This is a genomic window from Lentzea sokolovensis, assembly GCF_033949975.1.
Lineage (GTDB): Bacteria > Actinomycetota > Actinomycetes > Mycobacteriales > Pseudonocardiaceae > Lentzea > Lentzea sokolovensis.
On the sequence record NZ_JAXAVU010000008.1, the window covers coordinates 71,594 to 91,401 of the forward strand.

Here is a 19,808-nt window from a genome sequence, read left to right on the forward strand (position 1 = left end):
CTCACACCTCTTCCCTGAGGACGACTACGTCCCCGGCTCGCACGGTGAGGTGCCCGGAGACCTGCTCGCCGGACAACACGTCGACACCGGACGCCTCGATCTGCGCGTCGGTGTCTGTGTGGTTGACGGCGAAGAGGAACGATACGTCGCCCTTGCGCCGTACAAGCTCGATCGGCGAAGGCGACACCGCCACCCCCGCCCTGGAAAGCGCGTTTTCCACCGTTCGGACGAGACCGTTCTCGTCGAGATCGCAGGCCACGTACCAGGCGACACCGTTGCCGAACGCGTTGCGCGTCACCGCCGCCACGCCGGGCAACGGGCCGTCGGCATAGGAGACAACGGTGTCAGCCGTGCGCGTGTGCAGGTGCTCCGTCCACAACGAGGCGGTCGACCCGTCGGTCAACGAGACTGTTTCGTTCTCCCGCAGCGGGTAGAACTCCTCGGACCACACGCCGAGCACGTCCCGGAACGCTCCGGGGTACCCGCCGAGCCGCACGCGCGTGTGCTGGTCCGCGACACCGGACAGGTACGTGACCACGACATGACCGCCGCCCGCCACGTAGTCCGCGATGACGGCGGCGTGCGCGTCGGACACCGCGTAGAAGGCCGGTACGACCACCAGCGAGTACGCGGAGAGGTTCGTGCCCGGCGCCACGAAGTCGACTGTGACACCGGACTGCCAGAGCGCCTTGTAGTACCCGAGAACGTGCCGGTAGTAGTCGAAGTCGTTGGTCGGGTGGGCATCCTGCCGCAGTGCCCAGCCGGACTGGAAGTCGTACAAGATCGCGACGGAAGCGTCCACAGTGGAACCGATGACCTCGGTCAGCCGGCCGTACTCGGCGCCGACCTCGCAGACCTCCCGGTACACCTTCGTGTCCGTGCCGGCGTGCGGGACCATCGCCGAGTGGTAGCGCTCGCTGCCGCCGCGCGACTGCCGCCACTGGAAGAACAACGTGCCGTCGGCGCCGCGGGCGATGTTCTGGAACGAGTGCCGCCGCATCTCCCCCGCCGTCTTGGCGATGTTGCGCCGCTGCCAGTTCACCGCGGAGGTCGAGGCCTCCATCAACAGCCAGGGCTTGCCGCCCGCAAGGCCGCGCACGAGGTCCGCGGACATCGCGAGCTCGACGTGCCGGTCGGGCGACTGGGCCTCGGTGTAGTGGTCGTTCGAGACGAAGTCGACCTCGCGGGCCCACTTCCAGTAGTCGAGGTCGCCGAACGTCCAGTTGACCATGAAGTTCGTGGTGATCGGCACGTCCGGCGTGATCATGCGCAGCACGTCCCGCTCGGCCTTGTACAGCTCCAGGATCGCGTCGTCGGAGAACCTGTCGAAGTCCAGCACGTGCGCCGGGTTCGCGAACGTCGGCGTGACGCGCGGCGGCAGGACCTGCGCGAAGTCGGTGTAGCCCTGGCTCCAGAACGCCGTGGACCACGCGTCGTTGAGCTGGTCGAGCGTGTATCGGCTCGACAGCCACTCGCGGAACGAGGCGGCGCACGTGTCGCAGTAGCAGCGCTTCACGTGGCACGCGTACTCGTTGCCGACGTGCCACGCGGCGAGGGCGGGGTGGTCGCGGTAGTGCGAGGCCATCTCGGCGGCCAGCGCGGTCGCCCGGTCGCGGTAGATCGGCGACGACGGGCAGTACGCCTGCCGTGAGCCGTGCGAGAGCCTCACGCCGTCCGCGCGGACGGGCAGCATCTCGGGGTACTCGGTGGTGAGCCACGGCGGCGGCGCGGCGGTCGCGGTCGCGAGGTCGACGCGGATGCCGCCGGCGTGCAGCAGGTCCATCACGCGGTCGAGCCATTCGAACCGGTACTCGCCCTTGCTGACCTCGATCTTCGCCCAGCTGAAGATGCCCAGGCTGACCATGGTGACGCCGGCGCGCCGCATGAGCTCGACATCCTCGGTCCAGACGTGTTCCGGCCACTGCTCGGGGTTGTAGTCAGCCCCCCAGCCGAGGCCTTGCAGGTCAGTTGGCCACGTCGTCACGGCGCAAGCGTGGCCGACAACGACCCCCAACGTCAACACAAGCAAACACAACTGCCCGTTGGGGTCTGTTCGGCGGTTGACCGGGACAAGTACCGGGAAACGCCGACCAACCGCCCGGAACGCGGCTGTCCAGGGGTTTAACAGCTCCGTAACGGGACTTGACATGCTGTATGACTGGGACCACATTATGCGCAACTTTGTTGGAGTCCTGTTCGGTTCGCACGTGCGAGTGTCACCTGTAGGAGCGATGATGGTTCTGCACACGCCTGGTTCCACTCCGTTACCGCACTTCGGTCGGCGAACGATGCTGCGAGTCATGCTGGCCGGTGCGGGCGTTGCCGCGACCGGTGGTCTTCTTTCGGCGTGCGGCGGTGGTTCGGGCACGGGCGGTGACTCGAAGGTCGTCACCTTCGGCAACAACCTGTCCGACCAGGTGCCGAAGGACGCGATCACCGCCGCGGTGAAGGCGTTCGAGGCCCAGTCGGGCGGCCTGTCCGTCACGATCAACACCAAGCAGCACGAGCAGTACCAGGAACAGATCAACAACTACCTGCAGGGCAAGCCGGACGACGTGCTCGCGTGGTTCGCCGGCTACCGCATGCGGTTCTTCGCCGACCAGGGCCTCACCGGCGACCTCACCGACCTGTGGGGCAAGATCGGCGGCAACTACTCCGACGCGCTCAAGCAGGCGTCGACGGGCACGGACGGCAAGCAGTACTTCGTGCCGTTCACCCAGTACGCGTGGGGCATGTTCTACCGCAAGAGCGTCTGGCAGGAGAAGGGCTACGCCGTCCCGAAGACGCTCGACGAGCTCGTGGCGCTCTCCACGAAGATGCAGGCCGACGGCCTGATCCCGATCGCCTTCGCCCAGAAGCAGGGCTGGCCGGCCATGGGCACGTTCGACCAGCTGAACTTCCGCATCAACGGCTACCAGTTCCACGTGGACCTGCTGGCGGGCAAGGAAGACTGGCAGGACAAGCGCGTCAAGGACGTGTTCGACACCTGGAAGCGGCTGCTGCCGTTCCACCAGGAGAACGCGCTCGGCCGCGAGTGGCAGGAAGCCGCGCAGACGTTGCAGCAGAAGAAGTCCGGCATGTACCTGCTCGGCGCGTTCGTCGGCCAGCAGTTCCCGGACGCGGACAAGGAAGACCTCGACTTCTTCCCGTTCCCGGAGATCAACCCGACGCACGGCACCGACACGGTCGAGGCGCCGATCGACGGCTACATGCTGGCGAAGAAGCCGTCCAATTCGGACGGTGCGCTGAAGCTGATGGAGTACCTGTCCTCCGCCGAACCACAGCTCGCCTACCTGAAGGCCGACCCGACCGCGGTCGCGACCAACCAGAAGGCGGACCAGGCCGGGTACAGCCCGCTGCAGAAGAAGGTGGCGGACACCATCAAGAACGCCAAGCACATCACGCAGTTCCTCGACCGCGACACCGATCCCGGCTTCGCGAGCGAGGCGGCCACCAACGGCCTCATCGAGTTCATCAAGGACCCGAACAACATCGACTCCGTGCTCAAGGGCATGGCTGATCAGGCGAAGAACATCTTCAAGTGACCGCGTTGCAGGAGAAGCCGAAGGCGGTGGCCCCCTCCGGGCCGCCGCCTCGTCGGCGTGGAAAGCGTGCCACGGCCCTCGCCGGCACGGACAAACTGGTGCTGGCGCTCATGCTCGGCATCCCCACGGTCGTGCACCTGCTGTTCGTGTGGATCCCGACGCTGGGCTCGGTCGCGTTGTCGTTCAGCAGGTGGAACGGCATCGGCGGCTTCGAGGACATCGAGTGGATCGGTGTCGGGAACTACGTCGAGATCTTCACGGAGTACCCGCGGTTCTGGCCGGCGGTGCAACACAACCTGATCTGGTTGCTGTTCCTGCTGATCGTGCCGACGTCAGCGGGTCTGCTGCTCGCCGTTCTGCTCGACCGCGAACTGAAGTTCAGCAGGGTCTACCAGTCCGCGCTGTACATGCCGATGGTGCTGTCGCTGGCCCTGGTTGGCTTCATCTGGCAGCTGATCTACACGCCGGACGGCGGTCTGCTGAACTCGGTGCTGGGGTTGAGCGACAACCCGGTCGACTGGATCGGCGACTCGGACATCAACCTCTACGCGGTGCTGGTGGCCGCGGCGTGGCGGCACACCGGCTACATCATGCTGCTGTACTTGGCGGGCCTGAAGTCCGTCGACCCGGCGCTGAAGGAAGCCGCGTCGCTCGACGGCGCCTCGGCCTCCCAGACGTTCTTCCGGGTCACGTTCCCGGTGATGAAGCCGGTCAACATCGTCGTGCTCGTCGTGACGGTGATCGAAGCGCTCCGCGCGTTCGACATCGTGTACGTCATCAACAAGGGGCGCAACGGTCTGGAGCTGCTGTCGGTGCTCGTGACCGACAACATCATCGGCGAGGCCTCGCGCATCGGCCGCGGTTCCGCGGTCGCCGTGGTCCTGCTGACGATCTCGCTCGGCTTCATCATCACGTACCTGTACCAGGTGTTCAGCAAGGAGAACCGGACGTGACGGCCACCTTGGAACGCCCACCGGTCGTGAAGCAGAAGCGTCCGGTCACGCCGGCACGCATCGCGTTGCACACCTTCCTGATCCTGACGTGCCTGATGACGCTGGCGCCTCTGCTGTGGGCGGTCTACGCGTCGCTGCGGACGTACGACGACACGTCGGTCAACGGCTACTTCTCCATCGCGAAGTCGCTGACGTTCGAGAACTTCGCGAAGGCGTGGGAGATCGGCGACCTGCCGCACTTCTACTGGAACACGTTCCTCATCACCGTGCCGGCCCTGATCATCACGCTGGTGCTGAGCTCGATGGTGGCGTTCGGCGTGTCGCGGTTCAGCTTCAAGTTCAACATCGCGCTGCTGATGCTGTTCACCGCGGGCAACCTGTTGCCGCAGCAGGTGATCGTGACGCCGCTGTGGCGGCTGTACCGGCTGATCGAACTGCCGGCGTGGATGTCGGAGAGCGAGTCGCTGATCGACTCACCGCTCGGCGTCATCCTCATCCACATCGCGTTCCAGATGGGCTTCTGCACGTTCGTGCTGTCGAACTACATGAAGACCATCCCGTACGAGCTGACCGAGGCCGCCCGCGTCGACGGCGCGTCGGTGTTCCGGCAGTACTGGCAGCTCACCCTGCCGCTGTGCCGCCCGGTGCTCGCCGCGCTGGCGACGCTGGAGTTCACCTGGATCTACAACGACTTCCTGTGGGCGTTGGTGCTGATCCAGGACGGCGACAAGATGCCGGTGACCTCGGCCCTGCAGAACCTGAAGGGCACGTTCTTCACCGACAACAACCTCATCGCAGCGGGCTCTCTCCTGGTCGCGCTGCCCACCCTGGTCGTGTTCTTCGTGTTGCAGCGGCAGTTCGTGGGCGGACTGACGCTGGGATCCACGAAGGGCTGAGGACCGACGCGAAAGGGGCGGGGACCACGTGGTCCCCGCCCCTTTCGCGTTGCCTGGAAGAACTACTTGCCGCCGGTCTGCGGGTTGAAGTCCGAGATCGAACCCCACCGCCCCACGGGAATCACGATCACGCGGGCCTTGCCCACCACGTTGTCGATCGGGATCGCGCCGTCGGCCGGCGTCGGGTCGCCGTGCTTGCGCGAGTCCGACGAGTTGTTGCGGTTGTCGCCCATCACCCACAGCTTGCCCGCGGGGACGGTGACCTTCTCGAACGAGTCCTGCTGGCGCGGGCCGCCGCCGAAGTTCAGGTACGGCTCGTCCAGCGGCTTGCCGTCGACCATCACGCGGCCCTGGTCGTCGCAGCACTCGACGGTCTGGCCGCCGACGGCGATGACGCGCTTGATGAAGTCCGTGCCGCTGGGCTCGGACAGGTTCACCATCGAGCCGAGGTCCTGCAGGGTGCCGACCACGAAGTTCGGGGGCTCCTTGCCGCCGGTCCAGTTCGGCGGGCCGCGGAAGACGATGACGTCGCCGGGGCGCGGGTCGTTGAACAGGTACGTGATCTTCTCGACCAGCACCTTGTCGTTCACGCAGCCCGTGCAGCCGTGCAGCGTCGTCTCCATCGAAGCCGACGGGATGACGAACACGCGCGCGACGAACGTCTGGATGACGACGGTCAGCAGCAGCGCCACGCTGAAGATGACCAGCAGCTCTTTCCAGAACGGCTGCTTCTTCTTCGCCTTCTTCTTGTGGAACCGGGGCGCCGGGTCGTCCTCGTACGCGGAGGAACGCGACGAACGATCCTCGTACGACGAAGCGGTCGAACCGGACGTCGAGAAGCGCGACGTGGGTTCAGCGGGGCCGTCTCCGGTGGGAGGGGTCGTCTCCCAGGTCGACGAAGAATCGTCGTTCACGCGATGACTCACAGGCCCACCTTACGGACGTCCGGGTAGGCGCAACGTGAACAGGGCTCCACCCTCGGGGGCTCTGCCCGCCGTGGCCGTGCCGCCGTGCCGTTGGGCCACCTGTTTGACGATGGCGAGTCCCAGGCCGGAACCCGGCAGGGTCCGCGCCTCGGACGAACGGTAGAACCGCTCGAAAACGTGAGGTAGATCGGCGTCCGCGATACCGGGGCCCGCGTCCGCCACCTCCACCACGGCGCTGCCGTCGCCCACCTGGCGGAGGTTCAGCCGCACCGCCGAACCCGAGGGGCTGAACTTCACCGCGTTGTCGAGGAGGTTCAGCACCGCGCGCTCCAGAGCACTGGAATCACCCAGAAGTGTCCACGGCTGCAACTGCACGTCGAACGTGACGTTCGAGGCGCGGCGGCGGGCGCGGTCCATCGACCGTTCCACCACCTCGACCAGGTCGACGGGCTCGTGGATGACCTGCGGGGCGTCCTCGCGGGCCAGTTCGACCAGGTCACCGATCAGCGTGGTCAGCTCGTCGAGCTGGGCGCGCACGTCCGAGTGGATCTCCTGCTTGTCCACTTCAGACAAGTCGGGTGAATTCGGGCGTTCCGATGCGAGCAACAGCTCCAGGTTGGTGCGCATGGACGTCAGCGGCGTGCGCAGTTCGTGGCCCGCATCGGCGACCAGGCGGCGTTGTCGTTCCTGCGACTCGGCGACGGCGCCGAGCATCGCGTTGAAGCTGTGCGTCAACCGCGCCAGCTCGTCGTCGCCCGCCACCGGGATCGGTGTCAGGTCACCTGTGTTCGCGACGCGTTCGGTGGCCTCCGTCAGCCGTTGCACCGGCCGCAGACCTGTTCGCGCGACGGCCGTGCCCGCGATGGCCGCGAGCAGCACACCGGCACCGCCGATCAACAGCAGAACGACGCTGAGCTTGGCCAACGTGGTGCGCTGAGGCGACATCGACTGGGCGATGATGATCGCCTGGCCCGGCTGGTACTTGACGGCGATGACCCGCGACTCGGTCTTGTGGTCGGTCCAGATGAACTCGTTCCGCTCGCCCTGAGCCACGTCCCAGGCCTCCGCGACCGTCGGCGGCCGGTCGGAGTCCTGCGGGAAGAGCAGCTGTCCGCTGTCTGCCAGCAGCACGGCCATCTTCACGTCGCCGGCCGCGAGGAACGCCGCCGGGTACTTGCCGACGAAGTCCGAGCCGTTGATCTTCTCGCCGGCGGCCACGGCCACCGCTCGCGTGCGCAGACTCTCGTCCAGAGCGTCGTAGGTGCTCTTGCGGACGATCATGTACGCGCCGAACGAGACCAGCGCGACGGCCCCGGCGACGCAGAACGCCGCGAGCCAGGTGACCCGGGCCCGCAGCGACGCCTTCTGGAGCCGTCCCTGTGGTTCCAGGATCACGGAGGGGTCTCCCGCAGGACGTAGCCCACCCCACGCACCGTGTGGATCAGCCGCGGCTCGCCCTCCAGCTCCGTCTTGCGGCGCAGGTATCCCACGTAGACCTCGAGAGCGTTGCCCGAGGTCGGGAAGTCGTATCCCCACACGTCCTCCAGGATGCGGCTGCGGGTGAGCACCTGGCGCGGGTGCGCCAGCAGGAGCTCGAGCAGCGCGAACTCGGTGCGGGTGAGGCTGATCGGACGCTCGCCGCGGCGGACGTCGCGGGTCGACGGGTCCAGCTCCAGGTCGGAGAACTTCAGGGCGGCGGCGGACTTCTGGGCCGCGTCGTCGTCGTGAGCGGCGCGGCGCAGCAGCGCGCGCAACCGGGCCAGCAGCTCCTCCAGCGCGAACGGCTTGGGCAGGTAGTCGTCGGCGCCGGCGTCCAGCCCGGACACCCGGTCGCTCACCGCGTCACGCGCGGTCAGCACGAGGATCGGCAGGTCGTCGCCGGTGCTGCGCAGCCTGCGGCACACCTCGAGGCCGTCGAGCCGCGGCATCATCACGTCGAGCACCATCGCGTCCGGCCTGGCGGCGGTCACCGACTCCAGGGCCTGCATGCCGTCTCCGGCAGTCTCGACCTGGTAGCCGTTGAACTGGAGCGAGCGGCGGAGTGACTCCCTGACCGCCCGGTCGTCGTCGACAACGAGGATGCGCATGGGAGCAGTCTTGCCGAGGGATCTGAGAGCCGCCTGAGAAGGGCCCTAACTGCAGGTGTGAGTTCGGCGTTAGCCCTCCAGGCCTCTCGCGACAGGTGCGTTCCACTTCCGCCAGAGCGCGATCAGCCTGATGGTGATGATCATTGACGCGCCGGTCAGCGAGACCAGGCCTTTCGGCAGACCGGCCCATTCCCCCACCGCCACGACGACCGCACCGCAGAGCGCCGCCACGGCGTAGATCTCTCTCCTCAGGACCAAAGGAATCTCACGGAGAAGCAGGTCGCGGAGCGCTCCACCGCCGATGCCCGTCGTCATGCCGATGAGGCAGGCCGCGTAGGGAGTCGCACCGAGTGACAACGCGGTCGACGTGCCGGACGTGACGAACAGGCCGAGACCCACGGCGTCCAGCAGCAGCACGCTGCGGCGGAGCTTCGCGACCTGCGGGTGGAACCAGAAGACGATCAGGCCCGTGCCGCCCGCGACCAGCAGGTACGGCCAGTTCCGCAGACTCGTCGGCGGGTGCACGCCGAGCAGGACGTCGCGGATGATGCCGCCGCCCAGCGCCGTGGTGAGCGCCAGGATGGTCACGCCGAACACGTCGAGGCGCGCGCGGACCGCGGCCACCGCTCCGGAGGCGGCGAAGACCGCGATACCGATCAGCTCCAGGACGATGAGCAGCACGAACGGAGAGAGTAGTGCCGTCTACCGCGGCGGCGCTGCCCGGCGGTAACCGGCGTCCAGCCGTCCCCCCGCGGACACCAGCACTGCCTCCACGACGGCGATGAACCGCTCGGCGCCCTGGCCCCGCACCAACGCCCGGTAGGAGTCCACGAGCTCGTCCTCCTTGGCGTCGCGCAGCCGGCGCATCAGCCACTTCCCGTGCCCGAGCCACCGGTTCTGCACGACCAGCGCCAGCTCGCCCGCACAGGTCAGGAGCCTCGCCGCGACGAACAGCAGTTCGTCCTCGTCTCGTGCGCCGAGGAGGTCTTCGAGCAGGTCAGTGGTGCCGTAGCGGCGGTCTTCCAGCTCGGTGACGGTCGCGAGTGGAGGACCCGCGTCCAGCAGCACGCGCGCCTCGGCCCGCATGCGCTGACCGGTGCCGTCGGCGTCGAGCATCAGGAAACCCTCGGCGCACATGTGCAGCAACGGAGGCCGCCTGCCCTCGGTGTCACGGGCCACGAAGTCCTGGAACGACTCGATCGTGTGACAGAACAGCTCGACCGGCCAGCCGCGGTGCCGCAACGTCTCCCGGAACGCGCACGGCAGGTCGTCGACGATCACGACCATGTCCAGGTCGGAGTTGGCGGTGTAGTTCCCCGCCGCCACGCTGCCGCCGAGGAACGCGGCCGTGGCCAGCGGGAACCGGACGTCGAGGAAGTCCCGCGCGACCTGCACCGGGTCCTTGTCCCAGTCCAGCGGGTGCCCGGTGACGTAGTAGTCCTCGTCGGGGCTCAGCGGGCCGAGCACCTGCTCGACGCGCGACCGGATCTCCGGGACCACCTCGTGCATGTCCACGAGCCACGGATTGTCCTCGGCGTCGAAGAACGGTCTGATCGCCAGGAACTGCGCGCGGGAGAGCTCGCGCACGCTGACCGGTGACCCGCTGCGCTGCTTCGCATAGCCCTTCAGGCGCCAACCCATGTTGTCGCCGTAGGCATGCCTGACCTCGTCCTGGTCCCCCGCCACGCCTTCATTCTTACGCGACAAGACGGCGTGGACGAAGTCAGACGCGCGCGACCGCCAGCAAATAGCCCAGTGACGGCTGGATGGCCAGCGGCGACAGGATCTGGTCGAGGTACTGCTGAGCCTCCTCCCCGTGCGCCGCGATGAGGGCGTCGTAATGCGTGCGCGCACCGATCTGCATCCGCGGCACGGTCTTGCGCGTCTCGGTGCTCAGGTCCAGCAGCTCCACCACCTGCAAACCGGCTGCCGCCAACAACTTCGGGTAGCCGGCGAACGTCGGCACCTCGTCGATGGCGTACGTGCTCAGGATCGGCTGGAGATCGTCCATCACGCCCGGTGCGACCGGCCTGCGCTGCACGAAGTCGGACACCACCACGACACCCGACTGCTTGACCACGCGCGCGAACTCCCGCAGCACGCTGACCCTGTCCCCCAGGTGCGGCAACGTCTCCACGGCCCACGCCGCGTCGAACGTGTCGTCGGGGAACGGCATCGCGTGCGGGTCCGCGTGCACGAACCTGACCTGCTCGTCCACGAACAGGGCCTCTGCCCGCGTGTTGGCGCGCGCCACGTGGTCGGCGCTCGGCGAGACCGAGACGATGTCGGCGTGCGAGGCCTCCGCCAGCCGGAACGCGGACGTGCCGACGCGGCGGCCCAGGTCCAGCACGCGCCAGCCGTGCCGGGCGCCGAGCCGGTCGATGTGCAGCGCCGTCATCCGCTCGGCGGCGATGCGGTTGGAGGATTCGTCTTCTTCGGACGTCCAGAGACCGAAGTGCAGGTTGTGGTCCCAGATCGCGCGCATGACCTCGTGGTAGACGTCGGCCATCAGAAGAAGTCCGCGAGCCGGGGTGTGCCGGACGAAGCGGTGAGCTGGTCCAGCACCACGGCGTCGGCCGGGTCGCCCTCCAGCAAACCCGCGCGCCGCAACGCATGCGTGTTCTGCGCACCGGAGAACCACGGACCGAGAGCCCGCGCGTGCAACCGCACCGCGCCGGTACCACCGGGTTCGACGCGCACCGCGCCGTCCTGCACGACGATGCGCTGAAGGCCCGCGTGCCACGGCGCGTGCTCGTCGATGATCTCCACGTCCACCGCGGCATCAGCGAGGCGCGGCCAGCCTCGGGCGGCCACCGCGGCGGGCAGGTCGACGACGCGTTGCATCCAGGTCGCGGTCAGCACCGGGTGGCGCAACGGGGTGCCACCCAGGAAGTTGACCGTCGCCGGGTCGGTGATCCGCAGTTCGACCGCTTCGAGCGTGCCCGCCCAGGACGCCAGCGAGGCGAGGAGGTTCAGTTGTGCCTCGACGTCGACGCCGATGAGGTCGAGGACCTTGAGCCGGCCCATGTCACCGCCGGGCTTGCGCTCGGCGGTGAGGTATCCCCGCAGGCCGTTCGGGCCTGGCAGCACGCTCACCAGGTCCAGCTCCAGCACCTTGTCGAGGTCGATCCTCGGCGGGCGGCGGTCGGCCATGCCGTCGATCGTCCGCGCCACCTCCAGGTAGCACTCGTGCAGCGCCGTGAGATCGCTCCCATCAGCTGGGCGCGCGGGTATCCGCTCGGCAGGCCGGGGAACCGAGAGCAACCTGTCCATCGGCAGCTCGACCCACTCGAAGACCCCGGCGCGTTCCCAGCCACGTCCCCGGTACAGGGTCGGCACGGTCGGGTAGAGCGCCGAGATCGGCTGGCCGTGCTCGCGCATGGCGACCAGCGCGGCGTCGAGCAACGCGTTCGCGACGCCACGGCCGCGATACGCCCCGTCGACGGCGACGCCGCCGATCCCGCCCATGGGAACCGCGGCGCCGCCGTAGAACTGCGCGTAGGAGCCGATGCCGAGCACACCCGCGACCCGGCCGTCGATCTCGGCGACCAGTCCGTGCGTACCCGGTTTCAGCAGCGGTCCGGACGGATCGGTCCCGTTGAACGCGATCCGGCGGAGCCGGAACACGGCGTCGCGGTCGTCTTCGGTGTACTCACGGATGTGCACGGACAACTATCTACCAGGAAAAGAAGCCCTCACCCGTCTTCTTTCCCAGCTCGCCCCGAGCGACTTTGTCTCGTAACAACTGCGGCGGCTCGAACCGCGGCCCCAGCTCGGCCGCGAGGTGCTCGGCGATCGCCAGCCGCACGTCGAGTCCGACCAGGTCGGTGAGCTCCAGCGGGCCCATCGGCCATCGGTAACCGAGCTTCATGCCGGTGTCGATGTCCGCCGCGGACGCAACACCTTCCTCCAGCATGCGAATCGCTTCCATGCCCACGGCGACGCCCAGTCGAGACGTCGCGAAGCCGGGAGAATCACGCACTTCGATGACGGTTTTTCCCATTTGTTCGGCCCAGGTTCGCGCCTTGGCCACGTTCGCCGGGTCGACGCCCTCGTGGTGCACCAGTTCGACGAGCTGCTGCACCGGGACGGGGTTGAAGAAGTGCATGCCCAGCACGCGTTCGCCGGGCAGCCCGGCGGCGATCTCGGAGATCGACAGCGAGGACGTGTTGGAGGCCAGGACCGCGTGGGGACACTTCTCGGCCGCGAAGCCGAGGACCTTCTGCTTCAGCGGCACGTTCTCCGGCACGGCCTCGACGACCAGCTCGGCGTCCGCGGGCAGCTCACCCGTGCTCAGGTTCGCGAACACCGCCTCCGCGTCGGCGAGCTTGCCCTTCTCCTGCGCCTTGTCCAGCGAGCGCCGGACGGCGAGCCTGCCCTGCTCGGCGCGTTCGGCGTCGGCCTCCGACAGCGTGACCTCGTGCCCGCCCGCGAGCAGCAGGTGCACGATGCCGGCGCCCATCGTGCCGCCGCCGATGACGACGGCCTTCACTTCTCGACCACCTCGGCGCTGAACATCGCGACGAGCTCCATCCCGCCGATCTCGGCGAGGTTGGCACCGGACGTGGCCCACTCCGGCGTCTGGAGGGCGGCCTTGAACGACTCCTCCGACTCGAAGTACATCTCCGCGATCAGGTGCAGCTCGGTCTCACCGAGGAAGCCCTCGAAGACCACCCGCTGCACCTTGGCGACCTCCGCGCGCACGAGGCCCGGAACCGAGTTCACGATCGGCAGGTGCGACTCGAAGTACTTCTGATCGAAGCCCTCCACGTCGGCAGGCTTCTTGTACAGAGCGATGTACTTGATCATGTGACACCATCCTCCTCGACTCGCCGAGCACTGTAACGCCCGGAGCAGTCCCGGGGCTGAGGCACGATGGTGAGGTGCGGATCATCCTGCTGCGCCACGGACAGAGCCTCGGCAACGTCGACGAGCTCGCCTACTGCCGCATCCCCGACCACGCCCTCCCGCTCACCGAGACAGGCGAGGACCAGGCACGCGCCGCCGGCCCGACGATCAAGAACCTGATCGGCGACGGCCAGGTCGCGGCCTACGTCTCGCCCTACCAGCGGACGCGCCGGACGTTCGAGCTGCTCGGCGTCGACGCGGAACGGATCGTCACCGAACCACGGGTGCGCGAGCAGGACTGGGGCAACCTCCAGGACCCGGTCCAGCAGGAAATGCTCAAGCACCAGCGGCACGCGTTCGGGCACTTCTTCTTCCGGCTGCCCAACGGCGAGTCGGGCGCGGACGTCGACGACCGGGTCGCGGCGTTCCTCGACGGCCTGACCGTGCGGATGCACAAGGACGAGAACCACCCGAAGACCGTGCTGGTCGTGTCGCACGGACTGACGATCAGGTTGCTGTGCCGCAGGTTCTTCGACTGGAGCATCGACCTGTTCGAGTCACTGTCCAATCCGGACACCTGCGAGAACCGCGTGCTCGACCACGACGGCACGGGCTGGAGACTGGACCGTCCCTTCGACCAGTGGCGCGACTCGCCGGACGGAACGGTCCAGCACCCCGTTTAAAGCAGCCCGCGCTTGTAGGCCGCGACGAGACGGCGGGGAACGAGGAGTTCCTTGCCGTCCAACGTCCGCACGCGCACCAGGTCCGGCGCGGTGGCCTTCCACTGCGACCGGCGGTGGCGCGTGTTGGAGCGGGAGGTCTTGCGCTTGGGAACGGCCATCAGCGCTCTCGCTTTCCGTAGCGGCGGTTGAACTTCTCGACCCGGCCGGCGGTGTCGACGAGTCGTTGCGTGCCCGTCCAGAACGGGTGCGAGTCGGCGGTGATGTCGACGACGAGCAGCGGGTAGCTGTTGCCGTCCTCCCACTCGATCGTGCGGCTGGACGTCGCGGTCGACCGGGTCAGGAACGTCTTGCCGGTGGACGCGTCCTGGAAGACGACCGGGTGGTAGTCGGGGTGAATGCCTTGCTTCATATCGCCAGCTTTCGGATCGAGTCCACGAAGGACAGTTCGTCGTCGGTGAGCAGCGCGCCTTCGAACGCCGCGGTGATGGAGTCCGGCTCGCCCAGGGTGATCGCCACGATCTGAGTGGTCCTGCCCCCGCGCGGCCCGCCCTCGCCGACGTGCATCCCGCAGCCCGCGGATTCCAGGTGCAGTGCGACATCCGGCTCGTCCGCGACCCACAGCCGGCCGCGCGAGCGCACGACCGTTCCGTCGAGCAACGAGTCGAGCGCCTCGTTCAGCCGGACCGGGTGGAACGGCCGGTCGGCCGTGAAAACCGCTGTCGAGACACCGCATTCGGGCGTCAAAGGCATCAGCCGCGGCCGCGTGCTCTTGCGCACGACCACCGTCTCGGGCGTGCAGCGGTGCGCGCCGGGAGCCAGCCGGTCGAGCACGGCGAGCGTGCGTTCGTCCGCGTCTCCCTGCAGCACCAGCACATCCGCGGCCTCGGCCTGCGCGACGACGACCTGCGCCACCGTGCGCTGGTCGCTGACCATCGAGGCGTCGCCCAAGGCGTCGTCCAGCCAGGTCGCCGCGTCGAGAACGGTGATCACGCACTCGACGGAGATGCCGAGGTTGCGGCGCACCGCGTCCGGTTCGAGCAGCGGGTCCAGGTGCAGCACGACCGTGTGGCCCTCCAGAGCGGAGAGCAGCTCCCGCAGGTCCTCCCGCACGGTGCAGGACACGCAGCCGTGCAGCAGTTCGACGTCGGTCGCGATGCCGTCGACCCACCGCCGCACGCACGTTTCCGCAGCTACGTGCCGCACGAGCACCGAACCGGGCCGGTCGCGCCACACCCGCACGGCGACGTCGTGGTCGACCAGCCCCGCCACCATAACGACAACGGTTTCCATGTGAGGTACCGTAGATGAAAACGAAAGTCGTTTCAATCTGGAGGTATCTCAGTGCGCTGCCAGCTGACCGGCCGCGAGCCGGGCTTCGGCAACCGCGTCTCGCACTCACAACGCAAGACGCGGCGCCGGTGGAACCCGAACATCCAGCAGAAGCGGTACTGGGTGCCGTCGCTGAACAGGTTCGTGACGCTGACGTTGTCGGCGAAGGGCATCAAGACCGTCGACAAGCTCGGCGTCGAGGCCACCGTGGCCCGGCTCCGCGCGCAGGGGGTGAAGGTCTGATGGCCAAGAGCACGGACGTCCGCCCGATCATCAAGATGAGGTCGACCGCCGGTACCGGCTACACCTACGTGACCCGCAAGAACCGGCGCAACGACCCGGACCGGATGGTGCTGCGCAAGTACGACCCGGTGGCGCGCAGGCACGTCGACTTCAAAGAGGAGCGCTGACGTGGCGAAGAAGTCGAAGATCGCCGCGGACCAGCGACGCCGCGAGGTCGTGGCGCGGTACGCGGAACGACGCCACGAGCTCAAGGAAATGCTGCGGCACCCCGAAACGCGCGCGGAAGCGTTGCGGGGACTGCAGAAGCTGCCGCGGGACGCGTCGCCGACCAGGCTGCGCAACCGCGACGTCGTGGACGGACGGCCGCGCGCCTACAACCGGAAGTTCGGCCTGTCCCGCGTCCGGCTCAGGGAGATGGCCCACCGCGGTGAGCTGCCCGGCGTCTCGAAGGCGAGCTGGTGATGCGCGAGAAGAGGCCGCCCAAGCGCAGGGTGAACCTGCTCGCGAAGGAAGGCGTGACCGTCGTCGACTGGAAGGACGTCACGCTGCTGCGCAAGTTCCTCTCGGACCGGGGCAAGATCCGGTCCCGCCGGGTGACGGGCCTGACGCCGCAACAGCAGCGTCAGGTCGCCACGGCCATCAAGAACGCACGGGAGATGGCCTTGTTGCCGTACCCGTCACAAGGGCGATGACACGGACCGCCGCGCTGGCCAGGAAGGCCAGCGCGGCGAGTTGCACCAGCAACGCGAGCACCCAGGTCGTGTGTTCGTCGACCGTGAGATCGCCACGAACACCCACCAAGAAGGTCGCGTAGAGACCCCAGCACTGCAGTGCCGCCAAGCCGGCTCCGACGATCGTCGTCCGCAACGAGACGACCACCACGACAGCCGCGAGCAGGATCAGGGCCACGAACGGCCAGGCACCGGTGAACGTGGCCACGCCGACTCCGCCGCCGAATCCGAGCGCGGAGCCGTAACCACCTTTCATTCTTCGCATCAGATCGGTGTATCGCCTCAGGTGAGATCAGCGCCACCTCTCCAGCGTGAAGTTGGTGCTTTCGAGTGAGGCACGATCGCACGAATGAACCTGTACGAGGCAGTCCACCGACGCAGGGACACGCGTGCCGAGTTCTCCGGCGAGGAAATCCCGTCCGACGTGCTGCGACGGGTGCTGACCGCCGCGCACGCCGCCCCGAGCGTCGGCCTTTCCCAGCCGTGGGACTTCGTGCTGGTGCGGGATGAATCGATTCGGCGGGCGTTCCGGGATCACGTTCAGGCCGAACGCAGCGTCTTCGCGGCTCAGCTGGATCATGAACGAGCGGAGACGTTCGCTCGTATCAAGGTCGAAGGAGTCATGGAGTCGACCCTCGGCATCGTGGTCACCTACGACCCCGACCGGGGATCACCGGCGGTGCTCGGCAGGCACGCGATCGCGGACGCGGGTTTGTACTCCGTGTGCCTGGCGATCCAGAACCTGTGGCTCGCGGCGACGGAAGAGGGACTCGGTGTGGGCTGGGTGAGCTTCTACCGGGAAGATGTGCTGCGCCGTCTCCTGGACATCCCCACAAGGGTCCGTCCGGTGGCATGGTTGTGCGTTGGTCCGGTTCGATCACTGCCCGATACGCCTGATCTGGAACGTCACGGTTGGCGCAACCGACTACCCCTTGATGACGTCCTGCACCACGATCGGTACGGGGCGCGACCGACCCGGTAGCCTGTGCGGGCCGCTCGGCGAGTCGGAACGGAGTCGATGAACGAGTGGAGCAGCGCGATCCGCTGGTAGCGGGCCAGATTCCGCGGTTGGACCTTGAGGTCCGCGCGTTGTACAACGCTGGCCGCGTGCCGGAGGCGAACAGCCTCTTCGACGAGGTCGTCACGAAGGTGTCCCCCGGTGCCGACCGCTGGGTGCGATCAGCGGTGCTGGTGAACCGGGCGGTCATGGCCTGGCGCCTCGGCCGCATACCGCTGGCGCTGGAACTGGCCGCCGAGGGGTGGACCGACCTCGACATCGACCGTTCCGACAGCCCGGCCGTGGCCCACACGATGGGCTCCCTCGGTTATCTGATGGAGGGCATCGGCAACCGGCGCGCGGCGCTGGACATGCTGCGGCTGTCCGTTCAGGTGGCGCGGCGGGCGGGCAACACCGACGTGCTGGCCCAGTGCCTGCAGCGTCTCGGCGGTTCGCTCAACTTCCGCGCCTGCTCCGGTCCCCCCGCGGCGGCGCCGGCGATCTTCGAGGAAGCCCTGGCGTACCTCGACGAGGGCCTCGGCATCGTGAAGGACGAGCTGCACCGGCGCGCGCTGCTCGGTGCGTGCGGGCGGTCCCTCGCCGGTGTCGGTCAGCTGGACAAGGCCGAGGAGATGGGCGAGGAGACCCTGCGGCTGTCGTTGGACGCCGACGACCTCTGGGGCATCTCGGTCGGCAACTGGGTTCTCGCCGTCGTGCGTCGCGAGCAGGACGATCTCGACGAGGCGCGCACACTCGCGTCCCGTGCGGTGACGAACGCCGAACGCATCAACGACACGTCATTGCTGCTGCGGTTCTCCACGGAGCTGGCGGACATCTGCCACGCCCTGGGTGACGCGGAGGGTGAGGCCGCGGCGTTGCGGCGGTCGATGGCGGCTTCTCGCACGGCCACGGAGACGTTGCAGGAAGGTCTGGGCCAGGCGCTGGAACAGCGCCGGGTGGCCGTTCAGGCACAACGGCTGGCGGTGGCGGCGCAGGAGGCCGCGGCGCGCGACCCGTTGACGGGCCTGGCGAACCGGCTCGGGCTCGAACGCGCCGCTGCCGCGTTGCTGGAGTCGACGGCGGCGCGCGGCAAGGTGCCGTGGCTGGTGCTGGTCGACGTGGACTGGTTCAAGAACGTCAACGACGACGCCGGGCACGCGACGGGCGACGCGGCGTTGCGCGAGATCGCGGCGTTGCTGCGGCGGGAATGCCGGTCGGACGACCTGGTGGCGCGCTGGGCCGGCGACGAGTTCGTGGTGCTGCTCGGCGACACGGGTCCGAACATGGACGTGGGTCCGAACGTGGCCGAGCGGATCCGCGCGGCCGTCGACGGGCACGACTGGACGATGGTGCTCGGCGCGGTCCGCCGCCCCACCGTCAGCATCGGTGTCGCGGCGGGACCGGCCAAGCTGGACCAGCTGTTCGCGGCCGCCGACATGGCGCTGTACCGCGCCAAGCGGCACGGCCGCAACAGGGTCGAGGTCGAGCCCTCGGTGGACGAGGTGCCCGAGATCGTGTCCGGGAACTGAAGTCCCGGACTCAGGGGCTCAGGCGATCAGGCCGCCGCGGTAGGCCACCAGTGCGGCCTGCACGCGGTTGACCGCGCCGATCTTGCCGAGCACGGACGAGACGTAGCCCTTGACCGTCGCCTCCGACAGGTGCAGGGTGCCGCCGATCTCCGCGTTGGACATGCCCTGGCCGATCAGCACGAGCACTTCGCGCTCGCGTTCGGACAGGCTTTGCAGCAGCCTGCGCGCAGGCTCCGCCATTCGTTCGCCGTCGGCCACGGCCGCGAGAACTCTGGCGGCGACACCGGGGTCGAGAACCGCTCCTCCGCGCGCGAGATCGCGCACGGCCTTGACGAGCTGTTCCGGTTCGGTGTCCTTGAGCAGGAAGCCGGCCGCGCCGAGGCGCAGTGCTTCCGAAACGTATTCGTCGACGTCGAACGTGGTCAGGATGCAGACCCTCGGTGGGTCCGGCAGGGTCCGCAGCCTCCGCAGGGCCACGAGTCCGTCCGAGGTGCGCATCCGGATGTCGAGCAGTACAACGTGCGGACGATGCTGGCGTGCCAGGTCGGCTACCAGGTGTCCGTCATCGGCCTCAGCAACAACTTCGATGTCCCCGACGCTGCTCAGGATCATGCGAAGGCCGGAGCGGACGAGGTCCTCGTCGTCGGCCAGCAGAACCTTGATCACGACGCCTCCCGCATTGGCGTTCCGTGCTCCCTCATGTTCGTGATCTTCGCGTACGCACGCCGAAGACCACGTTAATTCTCAGTTATCTCATCATGTGGTAACGGATTTTCGAGATCACCGGCAACGTTCACAGTTACCGGAATAGCGCGTCGACTTCGCTGCGTAGGCATGCCACCAGGGTTTAGGGGGAGCCACCAGAACGCTGAGTGACGAAACATCGAAATCCCACTCAGTGGAATGTCGTACCAGAAACACGGATACGGCCTCGGCAATCCGATTCAGACGTCTCAGTTGGCGTCGTTTCTGCCCATATATTTTGTCGATGGGTTTCGGTATCGATACAGGACCCTGCCGGTCAGTTCCGGAAACGCGAAA

At 67.8% G+C, this 19,808-nt stretch carries 25 protein-coding genes; 10 read left to right on the forward strand and 15 right to left on the reverse strand.

The features are described 5' to 3' along the window. Position 1: 1 nt before the first annotated feature. Positions 2–1,984 carry a beta-galactosidase gene (locus tag SK854_RS14880; RefSeq protein ID WP_319975674.1) on the reverse strand — a complete coding sequence of 661 codons (1,983 nt, stop codon included), beginning with the start codon at positions 1,982–1,984 and terminating at the stop codon, positions 2–4. 316 nt (positions 1,985–2,300) lie between these two features. Here SK854_RS14880 and SK854_RS14885 point away from each other — a divergent pair, with 316 nt between their 5' ends. The 3 genes from SK854_RS14885 to SK854_RS14895 are packed head-to-tail and all read left to right on the forward strand — an operon-like array spanning position 2,301 to position 5,394. After that, positions 2,301–3,545: an ABC transporter substrate-binding protein gene (locus SK854_RS14885; protein ID WP_319975675.1), complete on the forward strand. Its 1,245-nt coding sequence runs from the start codon at positions 2,301–2,303 to the stop codon at positions 3,543–3,545. Continuing rightward, the gene (locus SK854_RS14890) at positions 3,542–4,498 is read left to right on the forward strand and encodes a carbohydrate ABC transporter permease (RefSeq protein WP_319975676.1); all 957 of its coding nucleotides are present in this window, start codon (positions 3,542–3,544) and stop codon (positions 4,496–4,498) included. Before SK854_RS14885 ends, SK854_RS14890 begins: the two co-directional genes overlap by 4 nt. Further along, the gene (locus SK854_RS14895) at positions 4,495–5,394 is read left to right on the forward strand and encodes a carbohydrate ABC transporter permease (protein ID WP_319975677.1); all 900 of its coding nucleotides are present in this window, start codon (positions 4,495–4,497) and stop codon (positions 5,392–5,394) included. The genes SK854_RS14890 and SK854_RS14895 overlap by 4 nt, the downstream gene beginning before the upstream one ends. Positions 5,395–5,456: 62 nt before the next feature. Here SK854_RS14895 and lepB read toward each other — a convergent pair whose 3' ends face one another. The 9 genes from lepB to SK854_RS14940 form a co-directional block, all read right to left on the reverse strand. Then, positions 5,457–6,320: a signal peptidase I gene (gene lepB / locus SK854_RS14900; RefSeq protein ID WP_319975678.1), complete on the reverse strand. Its 864-nt coding sequence runs from the start codon at positions 6,318–6,320 to the stop codon at positions 5,457–5,459. 9 nt (positions 6,321–6,329) lie between these two features. Beyond that, the gene (locus SK854_RS14905) at positions 6,330–7,715 is read right to left on the reverse strand and encodes a sensor histidine kinase (protein ID WP_406601778.1); all 1,386 of its coding nucleotides are present in this window, start codon (positions 7,713–7,715) and stop codon (positions 6,330–6,332) included. Continuing rightward, positions 7,712–8,407 carry a response regulator transcription factor gene (locus tag SK854_RS14910; protein WP_090007381.1) on the reverse strand — a complete coding sequence of 232 codons (696 nt, stop codon included), beginning with the start codon at positions 8,405–8,407 and terminating at the stop codon, positions 7,712–7,714. Before SK854_RS14910 ends, SK854_RS14905 begins: the two co-directional genes overlap by 4 nt. Positions 8,408–8,476: 69 nt before the next feature. Then, entirely contained in the window at positions 8,477–9,088 is a 612-nt protein-coding gene (locus SK854_RS14915) for a trimeric intracellular cation channel family protein (protein WP_319975679.1), read from the reverse strand. Positions 9,089–9,109: 21 nt separating this feature from the next. Further along, positions 9,110–10,093 carry a nucleotidyltransferase domain-containing protein gene (locus SK854_RS14920; RefSeq protein WP_319975680.1) on the reverse strand — a complete coding sequence of 328 codons (984 nt, stop codon included), beginning with the start codon at positions 10,091–10,093 and terminating at the stop codon, positions 9,110–9,112. Between the two features lie 37 nt (positions 10,094–10,130). Continuing rightward, positions 10,131–10,916 carry a class I SAM-dependent methyltransferase gene (locus tag SK854_RS14925; RefSeq protein ID WP_319975681.1) on the reverse strand — a complete coding sequence of 262 codons (786 nt, stop codon included), beginning with the start codon at positions 10,914–10,916 and terminating at the stop codon, positions 10,131–10,133. Then, entirely contained in the window at positions 10,916–12,073 is a 1,158-nt protein-coding gene (locus SK854_RS14930; RefSeq protein WP_319975682.1) for a GNAT family N-acetyltransferase, read from the reverse strand. The genes SK854_RS14925 and SK854_RS14930 overlap by 1 nt, the downstream gene beginning before the upstream one ends. A 10-nt stretch (positions 12,074–12,083) precedes the next feature. Further along, a complete protein-coding gene (locus SK854_RS14935; protein ID WP_319975683.1) occupies positions 12,084–12,899 on the reverse strand; it encodes a 3-hydroxyacyl-CoA dehydrogenase family protein in 816 nt (271 codons plus the stop codon). Then, complete coding sequence (locus tag SK854_RS14940) at positions 12,896–13,216, reverse strand: EthD family reductase (protein WP_319975684.1); 321 nt, start codon at positions 13,214–13,216, stop codon at positions 12,896–12,898. Before SK854_RS14940 ends, SK854_RS14935 begins: the two co-directional genes overlap by 4 nt. Positions 13,217–13,290: 74 nt before the next feature. Here SK854_RS14940 and SK854_RS14945 point away from each other — a divergent pair, with 74 nt between their 5' ends. Then, positions 13,291–13,938: a histidine phosphatase family protein gene (locus SK854_RS14945; RefSeq protein ID WP_319975685.1), complete on the forward strand. Its 648-nt coding sequence runs from the start codon at positions 13,291–13,293 to the stop codon at positions 13,936–13,938. Here the strand turns inward: SK854_RS14945 and rpmF are convergent. The 3 genes from rpmF to SK854_RS14960 are packed head-to-tail and all read right to left on the reverse strand — an operon-like array spanning position 13,935 to position 15,228. Beyond that, positions 13,935–14,096: a 50S ribosomal protein L32 gene (gene rpmF, locus SK854_RS14950; RefSeq protein WP_071812574.1), complete on the reverse strand. Its 162-nt coding sequence runs from the start codon at positions 14,094–14,096 to the stop codon at positions 13,935–13,937. The genes SK854_RS14945 and rpmF overlap by 4 nt on opposite strands. Next, entirely contained in the window at positions 14,096–14,347 is a 252-nt protein-coding gene (locus SK854_RS14955; protein ID WP_319975686.1) for a type B 50S ribosomal protein L31, read from the reverse strand. Before SK854_RS14955 ends, rpmF begins: the two co-directional genes overlap by 1 nt. Beyond that, a complete protein-coding gene (locus SK854_RS14960) occupies positions 14,344–15,228 on the reverse strand; it encodes a GTP-binding protein (protein ID WP_319975687.1) in 885 nt (294 codons plus the stop codon). The genes SK854_RS14955 and SK854_RS14960 overlap by 4 nt, the downstream gene beginning before the upstream one ends. Before the next feature lie 51 nt (positions 15,229–15,279). Between SK854_RS14960 and rpmB the strand changes: the two genes are divergently transcribed. Genes rpmB through rpsR form a run of 4 tightly spaced genes read left to right on the forward strand, consistent with a single transcriptional unit; the run spans position 15,280 to position 16,202 of the window. Next, complete coding sequence (gene rpmB, locus SK854_RS14965) at positions 15,280–15,510, forward strand: 50S ribosomal protein L28 (protein WP_455032262.1); 231 nt, start codon at positions 15,280–15,282, stop codon at positions 15,508–15,510. After that, complete coding sequence (gene rpmG / locus SK854_RS14970; protein WP_319975688.1) at positions 15,510–15,677, forward strand: 50S ribosomal protein L33; 168 nt, start codon at positions 15,510–15,512, stop codon at positions 15,675–15,677. Before rpmB ends, rpmG begins: the two co-directional genes overlap by 1 nt. Before the next feature lies 1 nt (position 15,678). Then, positions 15,679–15,972 (forward strand): 30S ribosomal protein S14, encoded by a 294-nt coding sequence (gene rpsN / locus SK854_RS14975; RefSeq protein ID WP_319975689.1) that lies wholly within the window; start codon positions 15,679–15,681, stop codon positions 15,970–15,972. Then, positions 15,972–16,202 (forward strand): 30S ribosomal protein S18, encoded by a 231-nt coding sequence (rpsR, locus tag SK854_RS14980; protein ID WP_319975690.1) that lies wholly within the window; start codon positions 15,972–15,974, stop codon positions 16,200–16,202. Before rpsN ends, rpsR begins: the two co-directional genes overlap by 1 nt. Here rpsR and SK854_RS14985 read toward each other — a convergent pair. Beyond that, entirely contained in the window at positions 16,150–16,506 is a 357-nt protein-coding gene (locus SK854_RS14985; RefSeq protein ID WP_319975691.1) for a hypothetical protein, read from the reverse strand. The genes rpsR and SK854_RS14985 overlap by 53 nt on opposite strands. 84 nt (positions 16,507–16,590) lie before the next feature. On the opposite strand from SK854_RS14985, the gene bluB reads away from it, so the two are divergent. Together bluB and SK854_RS14995 are read left to right on the forward strand one after the other, a co-directional pair. Further along, positions 16,591–17,223 (forward strand): 5,6-dimethylbenzimidazole synthase, encoded by a 633-nt coding sequence (gene bluB / locus SK854_RS14990; RefSeq protein WP_093605367.1) that lies wholly within the window; start codon positions 16,591–16,593, stop codon positions 17,221–17,223. Positions 17,224–17,309: 86 nt separating this feature from the next. After that, on the forward strand, positions 17,310–18,767 hold the full coding sequence (locus SK854_RS14995) for a GGDEF domain-containing protein (protein WP_319975692.1): 1,458 nt from the start codon (positions 17,310–17,312) through the stop codon (positions 18,765–18,767). 18 nt (positions 18,768–18,785) lie between these two features. Here the strand turns inward: SK854_RS14995 and SK854_RS15000 are convergent, their stop codons facing one another. Further along, complete coding sequence (locus tag SK854_RS15000) at positions 18,786–19,433, reverse strand: response regulator (protein WP_030481367.1); 648 nt, start codon at positions 19,431–19,433, stop codon at positions 18,786–18,788. Positions 19,434–19,808: the final 375 nt, after the last annotated feature.

Bases quoted from the DNA above. Each gene is read 5' to 3' on its own strand.
- SK854_RS14885 (WP_319975675.1), top strand. From the start codon at position 2,301: ATGCTGGCCGGTGCGGGCGTTGCCGCGACCGGTGGTCTTCTTTCGGCG.
- SK854_RS14910 (WP_090007381.1), bottom strand. From the start codon at position 8,407: ATGCGCATCCTCGTTGTCGACGACGACCGGGCGGTCAGGGAGTCACTC.
- SK854_RS14925 (WP_319975681.1), bottom strand. From the start codon at position 10,916: ATGGCCGACGTCTACCACGAGGTCATGCGCGCGATCTGGGACCACAAC.
- SK854_RS14940 (WP_319975684.1), bottom strand. From the start codon at position 13,216: ATGATCAAGTACATCGCTCTGTACAAGAAGCCTGCCGACGTGGAGGGC.
- rpmF (WP_071812574.1), bottom strand. From the start codon at position 14,096: ATGGCCGTTCCCAAGCGCAAGACCTCCCGCTCCAACACGCGCCACCGC.
- SK854_RS14955 (WP_319975686.1), bottom strand. From the start codon at position 14,347: ATGAAGCAAGGCATTCACCCCGACTACCACCCGGTCGTCTTCCAGGAC.
- SK854_RS14960 (WP_319975687.1), bottom strand. From the start codon at position 15,228: ATGGAAACCGTTGTCGTTATGGTGGCGGGGCTGGTCGACCACGACGTC.
- rpmG (WP_319975688.1), top strand. From the start codon at position 15,510: ATGGCCAAGAGCACGGACGTCCGCCCGATCATCAAGATGAGGTCGACC.
- rpsR (WP_319975690.1), top strand. From the start codon at position 15,972: ATGCGCGAGAAGAGGCCGCCCAAGCGCAGGGTGAACCTGCTCGCGAAG.
- SK854_RS14985 (WP_319975691.1), bottom strand. From the start codon at position 16,506: ATGCGAAGAATGAAAGGTGGTTACGGCTCCGCGCTCGGATTCGGCGGC.
- bluB (WP_093605367.1), top strand. From the start codon at position 16,591: ATGAACCTGTACGAGGCAGTCCACCGACGCAGGGACACGCGTGCCGAG.